The sequence below is a fragment of the Natronorubrum halalkaliphilum genome (genome assembly GCF_009834785.1).
GTDB lineage: Archaea > Halobacteriota > Halobacteria > Halobacteriales > Natrialbaceae > Natronorubrum > Natronorubrum halalkaliphilum.
In genome coordinates this window covers 82,769-97,809 of record NZ_WUYX01000013.1, presented here as the reverse complement: position 1 = coordinate 97,809, position 15,041 = coordinate 82,769, and the positions used below count along the sequence as shown (strand labels likewise).

Below are 15,041 nucleotides of genomic sequence, written 5' to 3'. Positions count from 1 at the left end.
TCTTCCTCGGCTTCTTCCTCTTGCTCGTCTTCAGCCTCCTCTTCTTCGGCTTCTTCCTCTTGCTCGTCTTCAGCCTCCTCTTCTTCGGCTTCCTCTCCCGCTTCTTCCGACTCTTCATCCGTAACTTCTTCTTCGTCATCGGCTTCAGCTTCCGCCTCGTCGTCCGATTCGTCCGCAACTTCCGCATCATCGCCCGTCGATTCCTCCTCTCCCTCTTCGGCTTCCTCCGCCATCTCCGCCTGCCCACCGTCGGTCATCACTCTCCGGTCCGTCTGCTCCGTTCGATCACCGTCGTGAAGGCGGCTCGAGGACCTCCCGACCTCCTTCGAATCGGGACACTCCTCGGAGCCAACATCTTCTAGGCCCGTTGTCATTATACGCCCAAAATAAGGAGAGTTAGCACTGTGGTAATTGCCCTTGCGTGTGCGACTGTTAGTCGTACAGACTACTCGAGAGTTGGGCGTCTCTGCAAGGGGGAGAAACGACGAATTCGACTCAGTCCGAGAGCCAACAGCTCGATGACAGGAATCTTATTCGAGCGAGGCCACGCGAAGCGCGTACTCGCCGCGTGTTTGCCCCTCGTCGTGGTACTCGACGGATTCCTCGATCGCTGCGATCGTTCCGTGATCGACGGCGGCAGCGGTCGCGATTCCCTCGAATCGGTCGACTCTGGCCGGGCCCGAATCGAGGTCGAACCGGCGGACAGCGTGGGTTTCGGGATCGCGAACGCGGAAGTTCTGTGCAGACGGTGTGACGATCGTGGTCCCGTCAGCGGCGAGGCCGTGAACGAAGCCGCGGACTTCGTCGGCCCAGCGCAGTTCGCCGTCGCCGTCGAACGTCGTGATCCGGTGCTCGTTCGGATGTCGGGTCTCAGTCTCGCGGCTCTCGAGGGCGTAGGTGTTGCCGGTGACGAACGTCACTCGACCGTCGTTCGCGTAGGCGTGGTTCGGATACGCGTAGAGCGTTTCACCGTCGATTTCCGTCTCGACCGCCAGATCGACGCGCCACCGTTCGGCCCCGCCGGGACCGAGCAGGTAGCCGCGCTTGTCACCGTGACTCGAGACCGCGATCGAGTCGCCGTCGAACGAGACGTCGCCGACGCGGCGGTCGCCCTCGGTCCCGGGATCCCACGTCCACTCCAGGTCCCCGGTGTCCGTCTCGAGAACGACGAGGCCGGTGTCGTGGTCGCCCATACAGCGGTTGTAGCCGACGGCGAGTCGGCCGCCCGCATCGTCCGCTTCGATCGCGATCGGCGAGGCGTCCGTCTCGTAGGTCCACCCGATCGAGCCGTCCGAATCGAACGCGTAGACGGTGCTGTGCCACTCTCGACGCTCGCCGTCGCGCTCGTACCGTCGCGCGGCGGCGTAGAGCCTCTGGGTGCCGTCGGCGTCGGTAGCTGACTCGAGACCGACGACATAGGGCAGATAGAAGACGGTGTCCTCGGTCGCCTCGCCGATGTCGTCGGCCGTGTCGTAGCGCCAGCGCTGTTCGCCGGTCGCGGCGTCGTAGGCGACGATCGCTCCCGTCTCGCCGCGGCCGGCGACGACGACCGTCTCGGCGTCGGCGGACTCGCTGTCGCTGTCGCTGCCGAGCGTCGTGATCCCGACCGCGTGATCCGGGTGGGTAAGCGTCCAGCGGGTCTCGAGTGACTCAGTCTCGCGGGCGGTCACGGTCCCGTCCCACTCGCCGGTGAGAACGAGATCGCCGCCGGCAGCGACACACACCGCCGATCGGGTCCACATGTGTCGGCTCCGGGCCGGTTCGATGTCGCCGAGGGACACGGATCGGAACTCGACCGCGCGTTCTCGATCGGTGTCTGCTGTTTCGGCCATTCTCAGTCCTCGACCGGGAAGGTTTCGTGGAGCATGTCGTGGGACTCGCCGAGCCCGTCGACGATGCTCTCACCCTGCGTGGTCAGCCGCTGAATCGTTCGTTCGGCGTTGCGAACCTCGAGCAGTCGACCCCGCGTGTAGTCGTACTCGGGATCGTCGCCGTCCATTTCGGCGACTTCTTCCTCGAGATCGACCAACGCGGCGTCGAGATGGCGTTCGATCGCCGCGAGGCTCTCGGCCTCGACGAGGGCTTCGATCGGCCCCTCGAGGTGGCCCTCGAGTTCCTTCTCTGCGTGGTCGCGGGTGCTCTGGTCCCCGACGCCGAGGACGTTCATCAGTCCGAGTCGTAGCGCTTCGATTTCGTGGCAGCTCATGTGTGTCGTATTCTATGGGTGGTAGTCGTGTCGTTCGTGTTTCGCTGTCAATACGGCTCTCAGAGGGTCTGATCGACCAGATCGCTCACGATCCGATCTCTGTCCAGGTGGTCGGCGACGATCCGTTCGGCGTCCTCGCTCGCGACGTCGCCGTACCAGATCCCGTCCGGATAAACGGCGACCATCGGGCCGTCGCCACAGCGCCCCAGACAGGACGACCGCGTGATGCGGGCGTCGCAGTGTTCGGAGTCGCGGGCCGCCTGTCGAAGCCGCTCGAGGACCGCGGGCGACCCCATGTCGGCGCAGGTCCGGTTCGTACAGACTGCGACGTGTTTCGCGGGCGCGTCGTGGGTGTGGGGCTCGTCGTCGACGTCCTCGCGATCCGCGTGGGCTTCCTGATGGGCCAGCGCGCGAAGCATCGCTCGAGCGCCGCCGACGTCTTCCTCGTAGCCCTCGAGGTCGACCTTGTACTTGCACGTGTCACAGGACATCTCGACGCTTCCCGACCTCGCTTCCTGCCAGCGGTCGGCGAAGACGTCGAGCAGCCGCGAGTCCGTACCCAGCGGATCGCCCGCCAGCGCGTCGACGTACGGATAGTCGTCGTCGAACTCGTCGGTCCAGTCCCGAACGCGCTGCGTGAGGACGCCGTCGCCGAGCATGTACGGCAGGACGACGACCGCGTCGGGTCGGTGTTTCGAGAGTCCGTGGAGGCTCTCCTCGAGTTTCGGTTCCGTGACGCCGACGAAGGAGGCCTCGACGCGGTCGAACTCCCGGCCCTCGTACAGCAGTCGGGCGAGTTTGTGCACGTCGCCGTTGGCGTCCGGATCGCTCGAGCCCCGACCGCAGAGGACGACGGCGACGTCGTCTTCGGTGCGGTCGACGCCCAGCTCCGCTTCGACGGCAGCGGCGCGGTCGTCGAGCAGGTCCAGGATCGCGGGATGGATGCCGAGGTGGGCTCCGTTGTTGATTTCGATATCGTGGGTCGCCCGTGCTTGCTCGATCGACAGCGGCACGTCGTTCTTGACGTGGCTCGCTGCGAACAGCGAGCAGTGGACGACCGTCACCTGCGACGTGAGGGCGGCCAGTTCCGCGAGGGCCTCGTCGATCGCCGGCTCCGCGAGTTCGAGAAACGCCGCGTCGACCGGAATGCCCAGTCGCGACTCGAGGCCGGCGGCCAGGTCCCGAACCTGTTCGTTGGATATCTCCCGGCGGGAGCCGTGTCCCACCAGCAGGACGGCCTCGTCGTCGAACGCGGTCGTGGGCGGTGAATCGTCAGGTGTGCTCATTTTCGGTATGCTCTGTTGGGGTCGGGAAACGGTTCGTCGGCTGGTTGCTTACTCGTCGTACGCGTCGGCCTGCTCGAGGCTCCGCTCGAGTTTTCGCCGTCGGCTCGGCGCGAACAGGCCGGTCTCCTCGCACTCCTCGTAGAGCCACGTGCCGAACTCGGGCGCGGCGTCGTCGTCGACGCCGAACCAGTAGCCGCCCGAGGAGGTCTCCCCGAGATCGCCGTAGGGAGTCTCGACGGGACAGTCGTCGAGCAGTTCTTGGGTCAACTCGAGCAACTCCCGATCCTCGTGGACGAACGAGATCCCGACGGTGCCGCTCGAGGACTTGAAACAGATGGTTCCACAGCCCTCCAGCAGGCCGCGAAGGAGTTCGCGGTCGTAACTCGAGAAGGCCCCAAAGCGGTAGTTGCCGCGGCCGTCGACGGGGAGGCCGAGCGCGCCGCTGCGGCCCAAGAGGCCCGTGTCGCCGTCATCGACGATCGACAGCGTGTACTCGTCCTCCGTGCGCGTGATCGACGTGTCGTGGGCGTAGTCGCGGCTGGTCGTCTCGTGCTCAAGGTCGCCGCCCGCGACCGCGGCGAGAGCCTGTGCGGACGCCTCGTCGTTGGTGACGACTTCGATCCGATCGTCGGATACGTCGCCGCTGCCGGCGACGTGGCCCCAGAAGTACGCCGACGCAGGGTGGCCGGCGAGGGGATCCGCTGGAACCTCGATCCGCTGTTCGGTCTCGCTCATTTGCCCACCTCCTCGACGATGATCGCGTCCGTCGGACAGGCCGCGGCGGCCTGTTTGGCTTCGTCGATGCGGTCGTCATCGAACGTCGCGACGACCCGCTCTGCGTTGTCGGTGACCTCGCCCTCGCAGTCGTAGACGGGATCCGCGCTCGGATCGATCGTCGCGAGACCGTCCTCGCCCTCGACGAACCGCGGGTCGCGGGTCAGACAGGCGAAGATGCCGTCACAGGCGTCTTTCTCGATGGTAACTTCGTATCGTGGCATGGGTATGGTTAGTAATCGTACTTCGTCTCGTAGCCCCGCGGCGTGACCATCCGATCGTCCCAGACGTAGGTGTCCTCGGTGCCGACGACGATGGTCGTCGTCATGTCGATGATCTCGCTCTCGCCGAGGTCCTCGAGTTCGTCGAGGTCGGTGATCATCACCTGCTCGTCCTCGCGGCCGGCGCCGTGGACGATGCCGACGGGCGTATCGGGGTCCCGATGTGTGAGGAGGATCTCGCAGCATTTCTGGAAGTTCTCCCGGCGCTTACGGCTCCAGGGATTGTAGATCGTGATCGTGAAGTTCTCGCTGGCCACCGAGTGCAGTCGGGACTCGATTTCGGGCATTGGGACGAGATGATCCGACAGTGAGACCGAGACGGTGTCGTTGACCAGCGGCGCGCCGAGGCGGGCCGCACAGGATTGGGCTGCGGGGACGCCGGGCACCACGTCGAAGTCGACCATCGACGCGGTCGCGCCCTTGGACTCGAGAATCTCGAGTGCCAGTCCCGCCAGCGCGTAGACGTTGGGGTCGCCGCTGCCCACGATGGCGACGTCGTTGCCAGCCAGCGTTCGGTCGATCGACTCCTCGGTTCGGGAGACCTCGCCGCACATCGGCGTGTCGTAGATCTCGTCGGCCTGTTCGGTAATCTCGTCGGGAATCAGTTCGATGTAGGTCGTGTAACCGACGATGTGGTCGGCATCCAGCAGCGCGTTCTTCGCGCGTTCGGTCATCCCCTCCGCGTGACCCGGCCCGAGACCGACGGCGATCAGTTGGCCGGGGTCGGCCTCGAAGTCCTCGATCGTCGCGCCGACCTCCTGTTCGGTGCTCGAGTCGTCGTCCGAGTCGGAACTCGAGGCGCCGCAACTCGATCCGGAGGACGAGGAGTCGGAATTCGAGGCGCCGCATTTGGAGCTACTCGAGTCGTCCGAGCCGTCCGGGTCGCTCGAGGACGCGCCGCACTTCGACCCGCTCGAGGTCTCGGTTTCAGTTTCGGCGGTGCTCGAGGCACCGCACTTCGATGTCGATTCGTCGTCGGCGTCTGCGTTGGTATCAGTACTCATGGCTGGTCACTCTCAGAAGTCCTCGACGTCACGCCCGCCGCGGGGTGTGACGAGATACGTTCGGTCGTCGTTGCTCCAGGTCTCGGTCTCGTGGTTGCCGATGAGCAGCGAGGTGCCCATGCCGGAGACCTTGTCGTCGTGGTCGGCGGCCTCGCCGAGCGTGGTGACGAACTCGCTCTCGCCGTTGCGGCCGGCGTCCGCGCGACCGGCGTCGTTGACGATCGCCACGAGGGCGTCGTCGGTCCGCTCCTCGCGGACGATGTCGACGGCTCGCTCGTAGTTGCGCCAGCAGTTGTAGAGGACGATCACGAAGTCCGAAATCGCGGCTGCGCGCAGTTTCTCCTCGATTTCGTCCCAGCCGCGCCACTTGTCCGAGAGCGAAATCGTACAGAAGTCGTTACACAGCGGCGCGCCGACGTTGGCCGAGCCGCCGAGCGCCGCCGTGAGACCGGGGACGATTTCGATCGGCACGTCCGTCGCGTCGTCCTCCTCGGCCATCTTGAAAATCAGGTCCGACTTGCCGTAGACCGACGGGTCGCCGCCGGAGACGTGGGCGACGTCCTTTCCTTCGCGGACGTGGTCGAACGCCGCTCGAGCGAGTTCGATCTGGCGCCCCATCGTCGAGCGGATGATCTCCTGTTCGAAGCCGTCGTCTCGGACCGCGATGCCGTCCTCGTTCGTTTCCTCTTCCGGCAACAGGGTCCCGTCGTCGCGCAGGAACTCCTGGTAGAGACTCGAGGCGATGACGACCTCCGAGGACTCGATGACCTCCTTGGCCCGCTTGGTCATGTGATCCGGTAGACCCGGACCGATGCCGACGACGTAGAGGGTGCCGTGGTCGTCGGGGGTTCCGCCCGCCGTCGCGTCCGCGGATTCGACGTCGGAACTCATCGACCGATCGCCACCGTGACCTCGTTTTCGTACCCGATCTTCTCGAGAACAAGTTCCTGCTCGGCACCGCCCGCAATCGCACTGGCTTCCGAAACGCCGGGCCAACCGATCAGCTCCTTGGACTTCGAGGGCGTCGGCCCCTCGTGATCCAGCAGCGTCTCCTTGTCGAAGGCGACCAGCCCGAGGTCGAGTTCGGAAACGGCCTCGAGTAGGCCCTCCTCGTTCTCTTTCCGGGTCGCGGTTCCGACGAACTCGACGTCCGAGAAGTCGTGGGGGGTCTGGTCAAGCGCCTCCTCCCAGGCGGCGATGAACGAATCCTTGCTCGCGCCGGAAACGCTGCCGGTGCCGAGGACGATGCCGTCGTCCTTGTTACGCTTGAGGACGGTTACGTCGTCGCCAACCAGCACCGCACGCGGGCCGTCGAGTCGAGCGACGGGCCCCAAATTGTCGTCCAGCACGGCGAGGTTCGTCTTCACTGTCGAATCGCCGTTGACGACGTGGGTGTCCATCGCCTTCGCGCGGGACTCGACGCCCTGCTTGCCGGCGGCCTCGCTCGCCGTGGTCATCGCCGGCACGGCGCCCATCGTCGCCAGATCCTGCGCGACCTGGTTCGCGCCGTGGTGGCCGCCCGTGATCGGGATGGCCCAGGTGAGCTCCTCGTCGACCACGCAGATCGCGGGATCGTCCCACTTGTCGTCTAACAGGTGGGCCGTCTTCCGCATCGCGATTCCCGACGCCATCAGGCCGATGAAGCAGTCGTACTCGCCCCAGTGCTCCTCGAAGACGTCGCCGTGGTACTCGATGATGTCGATTTGTTCGTACCGATCCGCGAGTTCGGCCTCGATCTCCTCGGCGGTGTCCATCTTCCGCCCGAAGGAGACGATCGCGATCTCCTCGGCGACTTCGCCGTCCGAGTCGGCCGTCGAACAGTGGCCGCCGTCCGAATCCGATCCCGCATCGTCGTTCGCGTTGTCTACGTTGTCCGTGCTCATGATTAGTCGTCTCCTGCCTGTGTTTCCGTCTCGTTCGCTTGCGCGTCCGCGTCGTTCGCGTCGCTCGAGCCCGAGCCGCGGTTCGCCCAGTCGCCGTAGAGGAACGAACGCTCGTAGCCCGCACCGGTCACGGCGTCGCCGATGACGACCAGCGCCGAGGCGCGGTAGCCCGCTTCCTCCACTTTATCGGCGATATCGCCGACCGAGCCGATGATCACGTCCTCGTCCGGCCACGAGGCGTGGTAGATCACCGCGACCGGCGTCTCGGGATCGTGGTCGTCCTCGAGCAGCCGATCCATCGTCTCCCGAACCGCGTGGGTGCCGAGGTAGATACAGGTCGTCACGTCGCCCATCTCGACAAACTCGGAGATGTGGTCCTCCGCTTCGGTCAGGGTCTTCCCCTGCGGTCGGGTGAACGCGACGTGGTTCGAGACCTCGTTCAACGACAACTGCGTCCGCAGCGTCGCGCTCGCCGCGAAAGCCGACGTCACCCCCGGCACGAAGTGGGTCGGGACGCCCTCGTGTTCCAGCGCGTCCATCTGCTCGAGGGCGGCCCCGTAGATCGCCGGATCGCCGCTGTGTAAGCGGACGACGTTCTCGCCGTCCTCGTAGGCGTCCCGCATGAGCGGAATCAATTCCTCGAGGTCTTTACCGACCGAATTGACCAACTCGGCGTGGGCGCAGTACTCGTCCAGGAGCTCACTGTTGACCAGCGAGCCGGCGTGAACGACGAGGTCGGCCGCCTCGAGCAGCTCCTTGCCCGCGACAGTCAACAGCCGCGGGTTGCCGGGACCGGCGCCGACGAAGGGGATCCCCTCCTGTTCGTCGCCGGCGCTGTGCTCGAAGATTCGGTCGTCCAGTTCCTCGCGACGGCGTTTCCCCTGCGCGTCGATTGCGTCTTGGGGGTCGCCGCCGTCGGTCCGCATGGGTGTGGTCGTCTCTGTGTCTGTCTTGTCCGTCTCTGTGTCCGTCATTACCAGTACCCCTCACAGTCGCCGTGTTCACAGCCCTCGGCGCGCTCGAGGTCGAGCAACCCGTCTTCGGTAGCGCCGTCGATCTCCTCCGACGGGGCGGACCGGGAACCGCTCTCGGAGCCCGTCGCGTTCCGCTGTGGATCGCGCTCGCCGCCGTCGGTAACAGACTCCTCGCTCGTCGCCAGTTCCGCGTCGCCCGAGGTGTCCGCAGACCCGGTGTCGGTCCGAAACGCGGCCGTCGCCTGCTCGACCTCGAGATCCGCTTTTTCGGCGTACGCCAGCGTGTAGTAGTCGCGCTCCTCGAGTTCCGACGGGTCGTCGGTAACGAGCATCTCACCTTGCTCCATGAACAGTCGGCGGCCGTAGGATACCTCGTAGCCCGCTTCGACGAGACCCTCGTGGGTCGCCGGCGCGTCGGTGACCTTGAACAGGATCAGCCGGTCCGGACCGGTCGGGCTCGCTCCGTTTGCAGCCTCGCGAAGCGAGAGCCCCGCGCCGGCTTCGATCTCGACGCCCATCGCGGTCGCAAAGGCCGTGACGGCGCTCACTCCGGGGACGATTTCCAACTCAACGTCGGGATGGAAGGCGTCGATTGTCCGTCGCAGATGGCCGAACGTCGAGTAGACGTTCGGATCACCCAGCGTGACGAAGGCGACGTCGCCGTCGCGTGCGTTGGGGGCGATTTCGGCGGCGGCTTCTTTCCACGCCGACCGAAGCTTCTCCTCGTCTTTCGTCATCGGGAAATCGAGGTCCCCGATCTTCGACTCGTCGACGTGGGTTAAGGCGACCGACCGAGACAGTCGGCCGGGCGAGTAGACCACGTCGGCCGTTTCGAGGATTGCCTTTCCGCGGACGGTCACGAGGCCGGCCTCGCCGGGACCGAGCCCGACGCCGTAGAGGGTCATCGCTGGCCCACCCCACGTCCGTCAGCAGCAACGCTCTCGCCGTCCCGGTCGTCAGTTCCGTCCTCGTCCGGCGTCGCACTCCCGACCAGCATGTACACCGGGTTGTCCGAGTTGAAACTCGTCGCACCGGCGAGTTCGTAGCCGTGGCTCACCTGAAACTGAACGACCTCCTCGAGAACCTCGCGTTCTCGGAAGGCTTCGGTCGCCTTCCCCGCGACCTCGAGACGCGAGACGTTCATGACGATCCGGTCGATTCCGGTCTCGACGGCGCAATCGAGGACGGCCTCGAAGTTGCGGCTCCCGCCCAGAAAGAGCGCGTCGGCGTCGTCCGGTAATCCGTCGGGCGCTTCCGCGTTCCGCAGTTCGACGTCGGCGCGCACCGACCCCGCGTTCGCGGCGAGATTCTTTTCGGTCGTCTCGAGCCGCTCCGGTTTCCGCTCGAGTGCGGTCACTCGCCCGGCTCGCTGTGCGGCCTCGATGGTGACGGCCCCCGTACAGGAGCCGACCTCCGCGAAGTGGTCGTCGCCCTCGAGTGCGAGCTTCGAGTGGACGACGGCGCGGACCTCCGACTTCGTCGGTCCGGCTTTCGCATCGTGTGGAAGCGCGATGGGTGGCATCACCCGTGCAATCTGCGGCCTCCCCTAAAACAATTTTGTTTGGAGTAAGGCAAGTATGATTGCCCAGTTCGGTTTGTAATAGCGCAACTGCATTTGCTGTTGATCGTCCTATCGATGAGTGTCAGTACTGAAACCCCTCCTCGAATCAGTAGGCGAGCAGCCGCCAGAGCCGCTCCCCCATGCTTGGTGAGCCGAGTTTGTCCGGTCGGTCCACGTCGGTTCCGATCTCGTACTCGAAGACGGTGTGGGCGTCATAGCCGCCGTCACCCAGCGCCGGATCGGAGACGTTCAGCCGGAGTTCGCCGCGGGAGAGCGTCGCCCGCTCGGTGTCGACGATTACCCGTGCCCGGGAATCGTGGACTTCGGGGTCGTTCGTCTGGTCCTCGAGGTCGATGCCGCCGAACGCGTCGGCGACGTCGACCGGATCGCTGAGCTCGAGCGTGAGTTCGGCATCGCGCTCGTCGACGACGGTCCAGTTGTCGGCGTCCGGTGACGGCTCCCCGAGTCGCGGCACCACTTCGGACGTCATCATCGCGTACCCGGGCAGTGGAGCCGGCTGACCCTGGGAAAACGTTCCGGTGGAGAAGTAGCCGTCCACGCCCTCGAACGATGTCGTCAGTTGTCGATCAGCCCTGTCGATCCGGAACTCGTAGATCGGGTCGGCGTCCGGATTCGTTTCGTTGAGCCACCGGTACTCGTGGCTCGTTCGATCAGTGTTGGCGAACGCAGTTGCGTAGATGCCGTCGGGATCGTCGGGCAGCGGATCCGGAGACGCATCCATCGGCCGAACCTCGTTCGTCCGAACTGCGCCGGCCGTCCCGACGAGGGCTGTGACGACCAGCACGACGAGGAGGAGCCGCACCACCGGGACGGACCGCTCGAGTCTGCCATCCGCAGATGGTCCGGCGAACCGATCGGCGATAAACGCGACCGATGTCGCGAGCCACGCTCCAGCCCCGACCGCGAGTGTCAGTCCACCCAGGACGAACAAAACAGCGACGCCGATACCGCCGATCTCGAGCCCCGACGATCCGATCCGGTCGGTCGTGCTGACGGCGACGAACGCGACGCCAACGACACCGACGAGGAATGCGAAGTGGCCCAGAACGGCTGTACCGACCGATCGAGGTACCGAAATTGCTGCGGTGAGCGCCGTTCGAACTGCGGCGGTGACGGCCGTCCCGTTCCCGATTTCGACGACTGCGATCGCGGGGATAGTCCACGCGACGATCGTCCCGAGTCCGATTCCGACGAACGGACTGTACGTCAAGACGTTAAACGTGAAAACCTCGCCGTACCCGCCCCAGTACAGGGCGAACCGAACCGGCGTATCGACGAGGAGAAAGCCGACGAATCCGCCGCCGACCGCAAACCCGTGGCCGACGACCGCGACCGCCGCGAGCGCCGCCCGGCGTCCGAGCAGTCCCGCAAGCGACCAGTTCTGGGGCGCGAAGCCTGCTTCGGTCCAGTCGTCGGCATCGACGACCATCTCTCGAGCCGACGAACTGACGGCCGCGAGTCCGAAGACGGTGATGACTGGCGGAGTAAGCAATACCGCAAGGAGTACCCAGAGGGTGCCGAAGTGGGGATCGAGGAGGGTTCCGAGTCCGAGTCGAACCGCTACCTCGAGCGAGGCGACGACCGTCGCGACGACGAGGAGTCGACGATCGGACCGCGCGGCCTGAAGCACCGACCGGACGGACGACATACACGTCACTCATCAGATCAACACAATAAACTGTTCGACGGCGCGACGGACGGGCCAGGGTCGGTGAGAGCGAGAGCGAGAGCGGAACTGCGCGGCTCACCACTCCATGCCGCCGTTGATCCCGATGACTTGCCCGGTCATGTACTCCGCGTAGTCGCTGGAGAGGAACCGAATCATGCCGACGATGTCGTCCGTCTGGGCGAAGCGGTTCAGCGGGATGTCCTCACGGATCTTGTCCTGGATGCGCTCCGGCACCTTCTCGAGCATATCCGTCTGCGTAAAGCCGGGTGCGACGCAGTTCGCCGTCGAGTTGTGACCGGCGAGTTCCAGCGCCAGCGTTCGGGTAAAGGCGAACAGGCCGCCCTTCGACGTCGCGTAGTTCGCTTGCCCGTAGTTGCCCTGCTGACCGACGACGCTCGAGATATTGATAACCCGGCCGTTGTCGGAGGCCTTGATGTCCTCGTAGAACGCTTTCGTACAGTTGAACGTGCCGTTCAGGTTGACGTCGATGACCGTCTGCCAGTCCTCATGGGTCATGTTCTCGAACGTCCGGTCGATAGTGATTCCGGCGTTGTTGACGAGCACGTCGATTTCGCCGAGTTCGTCGCGGACCTCTTCGGCCATCGCCTCCACCTGCGCCGGCTCGGAGATATCTGCCTGCACCGGGACGGCCGTCTCGTCGTTGGCTTCGATGGTCTCCGTGACCTCGCGGGCCTTCTCCGCTGCCGATCGATAGTTCACCGCCACGTCGGCACCGCACCGAGCGAGTTCGAACGCAATATCGCGGCCGATGCCCCGCGAGGAGCCGGTGACGAGGCAGGTTCGGTCGGACAGCGGTCGCCGCTCGAGCGGCTCGAGTCGTTGGACTGTTTCGGACATACGATCGCCGCTACCACGACGTTCTTGTTAAGTATTCGAGTTCACATCAGAATTCGTGAGAGAACTGGGCGATCCCGCGTCGAGCCGGACCGTGTGTTCGCGGAACCAACGTGACGAGAGGTTCCCGAGATTACGGGTTCTCGACCGTCACGTCAAACTTTTCGCGCCATCGGTAGCGTCGGCCGCCCCAGACGAACGAGCGCCGGGCGAGCGCGTACGACAGTAACGGAATCGCGGCCAGCGCCACCGGATACGCCGCGAGGAACGTCCACCGGCGGATGCCGAACGCGGCGTAGACGGTCGCCATCGCCGCCGTCACGAGCGCGAACGCAGGGAGCGGAAACAGGAGGCAGCCGGCGGCGAGGGCCGCCCCGACGGCGGCCTGCGCGGCGAGTCCCGTTGGATCGTGGTGCCGAACGATCTGCGTGAACCGTACCTGATTCTCGAGCGTCTCGCGAGTCGAGCCGCCGATTTCGACGTTCCGGGTCCGCTTGACGGCCGTCACGTCGGCGTACTCCATGAGCAGTCCATCGTCGCTGATCGTCCGCCGAAGCTCCTCGAGGAACGCCGCTTCGTCCGCGAGATCGCTACGGTCGAAGACGACGGCCCCGCCCCACGGGATGTCCGCGAAGTAGACCGCGAGCGTCCCGCTGATGGCGTAGGTCGGCTCGAACAGTCTGGCGAGGGGATCCTGCCCGACGAAGACCGGGAGTTCGGTGGTCGGCCCCTGACGGGCGTAGTCGGCCCGCAGCGTCTCGAGCCAGTCGGGCGGGTGGTGGAAGTCGTCGTCGGTCCAGACGATTCGGTCGTGTTCGGCCGCCTCCATTCCCACTGCGATCGCGTTCGCCTTCCCGGAGCAGCCCTCCGGTTCGCCGGCGACGACGAGCCGGACGTTTGCCGGGTGCGCGGCAACGCGGTCGACCACCGACTCGAGCTCCCGGTCGCAGATCACGAGGAGTTCGTCCGCCGGGCGCAGCTGTTCGGCGATCTCCTCACAGGTGTCTCCCCACCCCGTCGTCGGCAGGAGGACGCTCGTCGGCGCGGTCGCTTCCATGGTCGACGAACTACCTCGCCCGTAATCAAACGGTCGGATATCCAACCGGACGCGGCGACCGACGGTGACCGACGGCGATCAGTCGGCGAGGCGCTCGAGGAACCGATCAAACGCGCCGCTCTCGGCGTGGACGTGGACGTACGTCCCCAGCGAGTCGTACGCCGTCAGGCCGTCGCGGTCGCCGTCGATGCCGTCCCCGCGGACCGTCTCGAAGGCAAAGCGGGCGTCGCCGTCGACGTCGGCGCTCGAGTAGTGGAATTCGTGGCCCCGAATCGCGTCGCCGGCGTTTGCGGTGAGCGTTCCCTCTTTGGCCTCGAGTTCGACGTGATCGAGCGCCTGATAGCGGTCGTGCATCGTGACGTCCGCCGGCAAGATGTCTGCCATCTCGTGGCGGTCGCCGTCGGCGGTCGTCAGCGACCGGCTCATCGCCATCAGTCCGCCGCACTCGCCGAGGACGGGCATCCCCTCGCTGGCGAGTCGGCCGAGTTCCGAGAGGGTGTCGGTCGACTCGAGCTCCGCGGCGTGGAGTTCGGGGTAGCCGCCGGGCAGGTAGACGCCGTCGCAGTCGGGAACGGGGTCGCCCGCGACGGGAGAGAACGTCACCAGTTCGGCGCGCTCGCGGAATCGCTCGAGCGTGGCCGGATAGCAGAAGCAGAAGGCCGCGTCGTCGGCGACGGCGACGGTGGCGTCGACGGCCGCCGCTGGGTCGGTCGGTTGCGCCGGTTCGGGGGGTTCGCTCGCGATGGCCGCCAGCCGCTCGGCCTCGAGCGTTTCTGCGGCCGCCCGCAACGCCTCCCTCGGCAGCGCGGCTTCGTCGCCCATCTCGAGACCCAGATGCCGATCGTGAATCTCGAGGTCCGGATTCGGCGGGATTCGCCCGAAGAACTCGAGATCATCGGGCAACGCGTCGCGAATCCCCTGCTCGTGACGGCCGCCGTGGGCGCGCTGGGCGACGATGCCGGCGACTTCGATATCGCGTCCGATCGTCTCGGCGTAACGCTGGAACCCGAGTGCCGTCGCCGCGACGCTCTCCATGCCCGCCTTCGCGTCGACGACGAGGACCACGGGCACGTCGAGCGCTTCGGCGACCATCGCGGTACTCGAGCCGTCGCCGTCGTAGAGGCCCATAACGCCCTCGACGACGCACACATCCCCCTCGCCGCGCCGGTAGTTGCGTTTGAGCCCGTCCTCGCCGCAGAGCCACAGATCGAGGGTCCGAGAGGGCCGACCCGCGATCGCCTCGTGGTGGCTCGGATCGATAAAGTCCGGCCCCGCCTTGGCGGGTTGGACCGCGTAGCCGGCGTCCTCGAGGGCCTGAATGATCGACAGCGTCGCGACCGTCTTCCCGACGCCGGAGCTGACGCCGCCGAGGACGAATCCGTTCATCATTACCCGTTGCGTTAGTACAACCCGACTTGAATCCGTCGGTGCGGTGCGTGCGACCGCCTCGAGCGACCGAAATCGAATTGG

15 protein-coding genes and 1 pseudogene are annotated in these 15,041 nt (G+C 65.8%); all 16 read right to left on the bottom strand.

Features of this window, described 5'->3' with window-relative positions:
• Nucleotides 1-374: pseudogene (locus GS429_RS22065) on the bottom strand (DNA primase); the annotation flags it as partial.
• Nucleotides 375-530: 156 nt separating this feature from the next.
• Nucleotides 531-1,832, bottom strand: coding sequence for an outer membrane protein assembly factor BamB family protein (locus tag GS429_RS02955; RefSeq protein ID WP_160062551.1), 1,302 nt, complete (start codon nucleotides 1,830-1,832; stop codon nucleotides 531-533).
• Between the two features lie 2 nt (nucleotides 1,833-1,834).
• Nucleotides 1,835-2,206: a DUF3209 family protein gene (locus GS429_RS02950; protein ID WP_160062549.1), complete on the bottom strand. Its 372-nt coding sequence runs from the start codon at nucleotides 2,204-2,206 to the stop codon at nucleotides 1,835-1,837.
• Between the two features lie 59 nt (nucleotides 2,207-2,265).
• The gene (locus tag GS429_RS02945; RefSeq protein ID WP_160062547.1) at nucleotides 2,266-3,492 is read right to left on the bottom strand and encodes a CbiX/SirB N-terminal domain-containing protein; all 1,227 of its coding nucleotides are present in this window, start codon (nucleotides 3,490-3,492) and stop codon (nucleotides 2,266-2,268) included.
• Between the two features lie 48 nt (nucleotides 3,493-3,540).
• Nucleotides 3,541-4,227: a cobalamin biosynthesis protein gene (locus GS429_RS02940; RefSeq protein ID WP_160062545.1), complete on the bottom strand. Its 687-nt coding sequence runs from the start codon at nucleotides 4,225-4,227 to the stop codon at nucleotides 3,541-3,543.
• Nucleotides 4,224-4,490: a ferredoxin gene (locus GS429_RS02935; RefSeq protein WP_160062543.1), complete on the bottom strand. Its 267-nt coding sequence runs from the start codon at nucleotides 4,488-4,490 to the stop codon at nucleotides 4,224-4,226. The genes GS429_RS02940 and GS429_RS02935 overlap by 4 nt, the downstream gene beginning before the upstream one ends.
• Nucleotides 4,491-4,498: 8 nt before the next feature.
• Nucleotides 4,499-5,551 carry a precorrin-3B C(17)-methyltransferase gene (gene cobJ / locus GS429_RS02930; protein ID WP_160062541.1) on the bottom strand — a complete coding sequence of 351 codons (1,053 nt, stop codon included), beginning with the start codon at nucleotides 5,549-5,551 and terminating at the stop codon, nucleotides 4,499-4,501.
• Nucleotides 5,552-5,563: 12 nt separating this feature from the next.
• Nucleotides 5,564-6,442 (bottom strand): precorrin-3B C(17)-methyltransferase, encoded by an 879-nt coding sequence (locus tag GS429_RS02925; RefSeq protein WP_160062539.1) that lies wholly within the window; start codon nucleotides 6,440-6,442, stop codon nucleotides 5,564-5,566.
• Complete coding sequence (cbiG, locus tag GS429_RS02920; protein WP_160062537.1) at nucleotides 6,439-7,434, bottom strand: cobalt-precorrin 5A hydrolase; 996 nt, start codon at nucleotides 7,432-7,434, stop codon at nucleotides 6,439-6,441. The genes GS429_RS02925 and cbiG overlap by 4 nt, the downstream gene beginning before the upstream one ends.
• A 2-nt stretch (nucleotides 7,435-7,436) precedes the next feature.
• Entirely contained in the window at nucleotides 7,437-8,360 is a 924-nt protein-coding gene (locus GS429_RS02915; protein ID WP_160062653.1) for a cobalt-precorrin-4/precorrin-4 C(11)-methyltransferase, read from the bottom strand.
• Between the two features lie 47 nt (nucleotides 8,361-8,407).
• Nucleotides 8,408-9,313, bottom strand: a complete 906-nt coding sequence (locus tag GS429_RS02910) for a cobalt-factor II C(20)-methyltransferase (RefSeq protein WP_160062535.1) — start codon at nucleotides 9,311-9,313, stop codon at nucleotides 8,408-8,410.
• Nucleotides 9,310-9,930, bottom strand: a complete 621-nt coding sequence (gene cbiT, locus GS429_RS02905) for a precorrin-6Y C5,15-methyltransferase (decarboxylating) subunit CbiT (RefSeq protein WP_160062533.1) — start codon at nucleotides 9,928-9,930, stop codon at nucleotides 9,310-9,312. Before cbiT ends, GS429_RS02910 begins: the two co-directional genes overlap by 4 nt.
• Before the next feature lie 145 nt (nucleotides 9,931-10,075).
• Entirely contained in the window at nucleotides 10,076-11,638 is a 1,563-nt protein-coding gene (locus tag GS429_RS02900; RefSeq protein WP_160062531.1) for a hypothetical protein, read from the bottom strand.
• A 96-nt stretch (nucleotides 11,639-11,734) separates the two neighbouring features.
• Nucleotides 11,735-12,517: a 3-oxoacyl-ACP reductase family protein gene (locus GS429_RS02895; protein WP_160062529.1), complete on the bottom strand. Its 783-nt coding sequence runs from the start codon at nucleotides 12,515-12,517 to the stop codon at nucleotides 11,735-11,737.
• 130 nt (nucleotides 12,518-12,647) lie between these two features.
• Entirely contained in the window at nucleotides 12,648-13,571 is a 924-nt protein-coding gene (locus GS429_RS02890) for a glycosyltransferase family 2 protein (protein WP_160062527.1), read from the bottom strand.
• Nucleotides 13,572-13,649: 78 nt separating this feature from the next.
• A complete protein-coding gene (locus GS429_RS02885; protein WP_160062651.1) occupies nucleotides 13,650-14,957 on the bottom strand; it encodes a cobyrinic acid a,c-diamide synthase in 1,308 nt (435 codons plus the stop codon).
• Nucleotides 14,958-15,041: the final 84 nt, after the last annotated feature.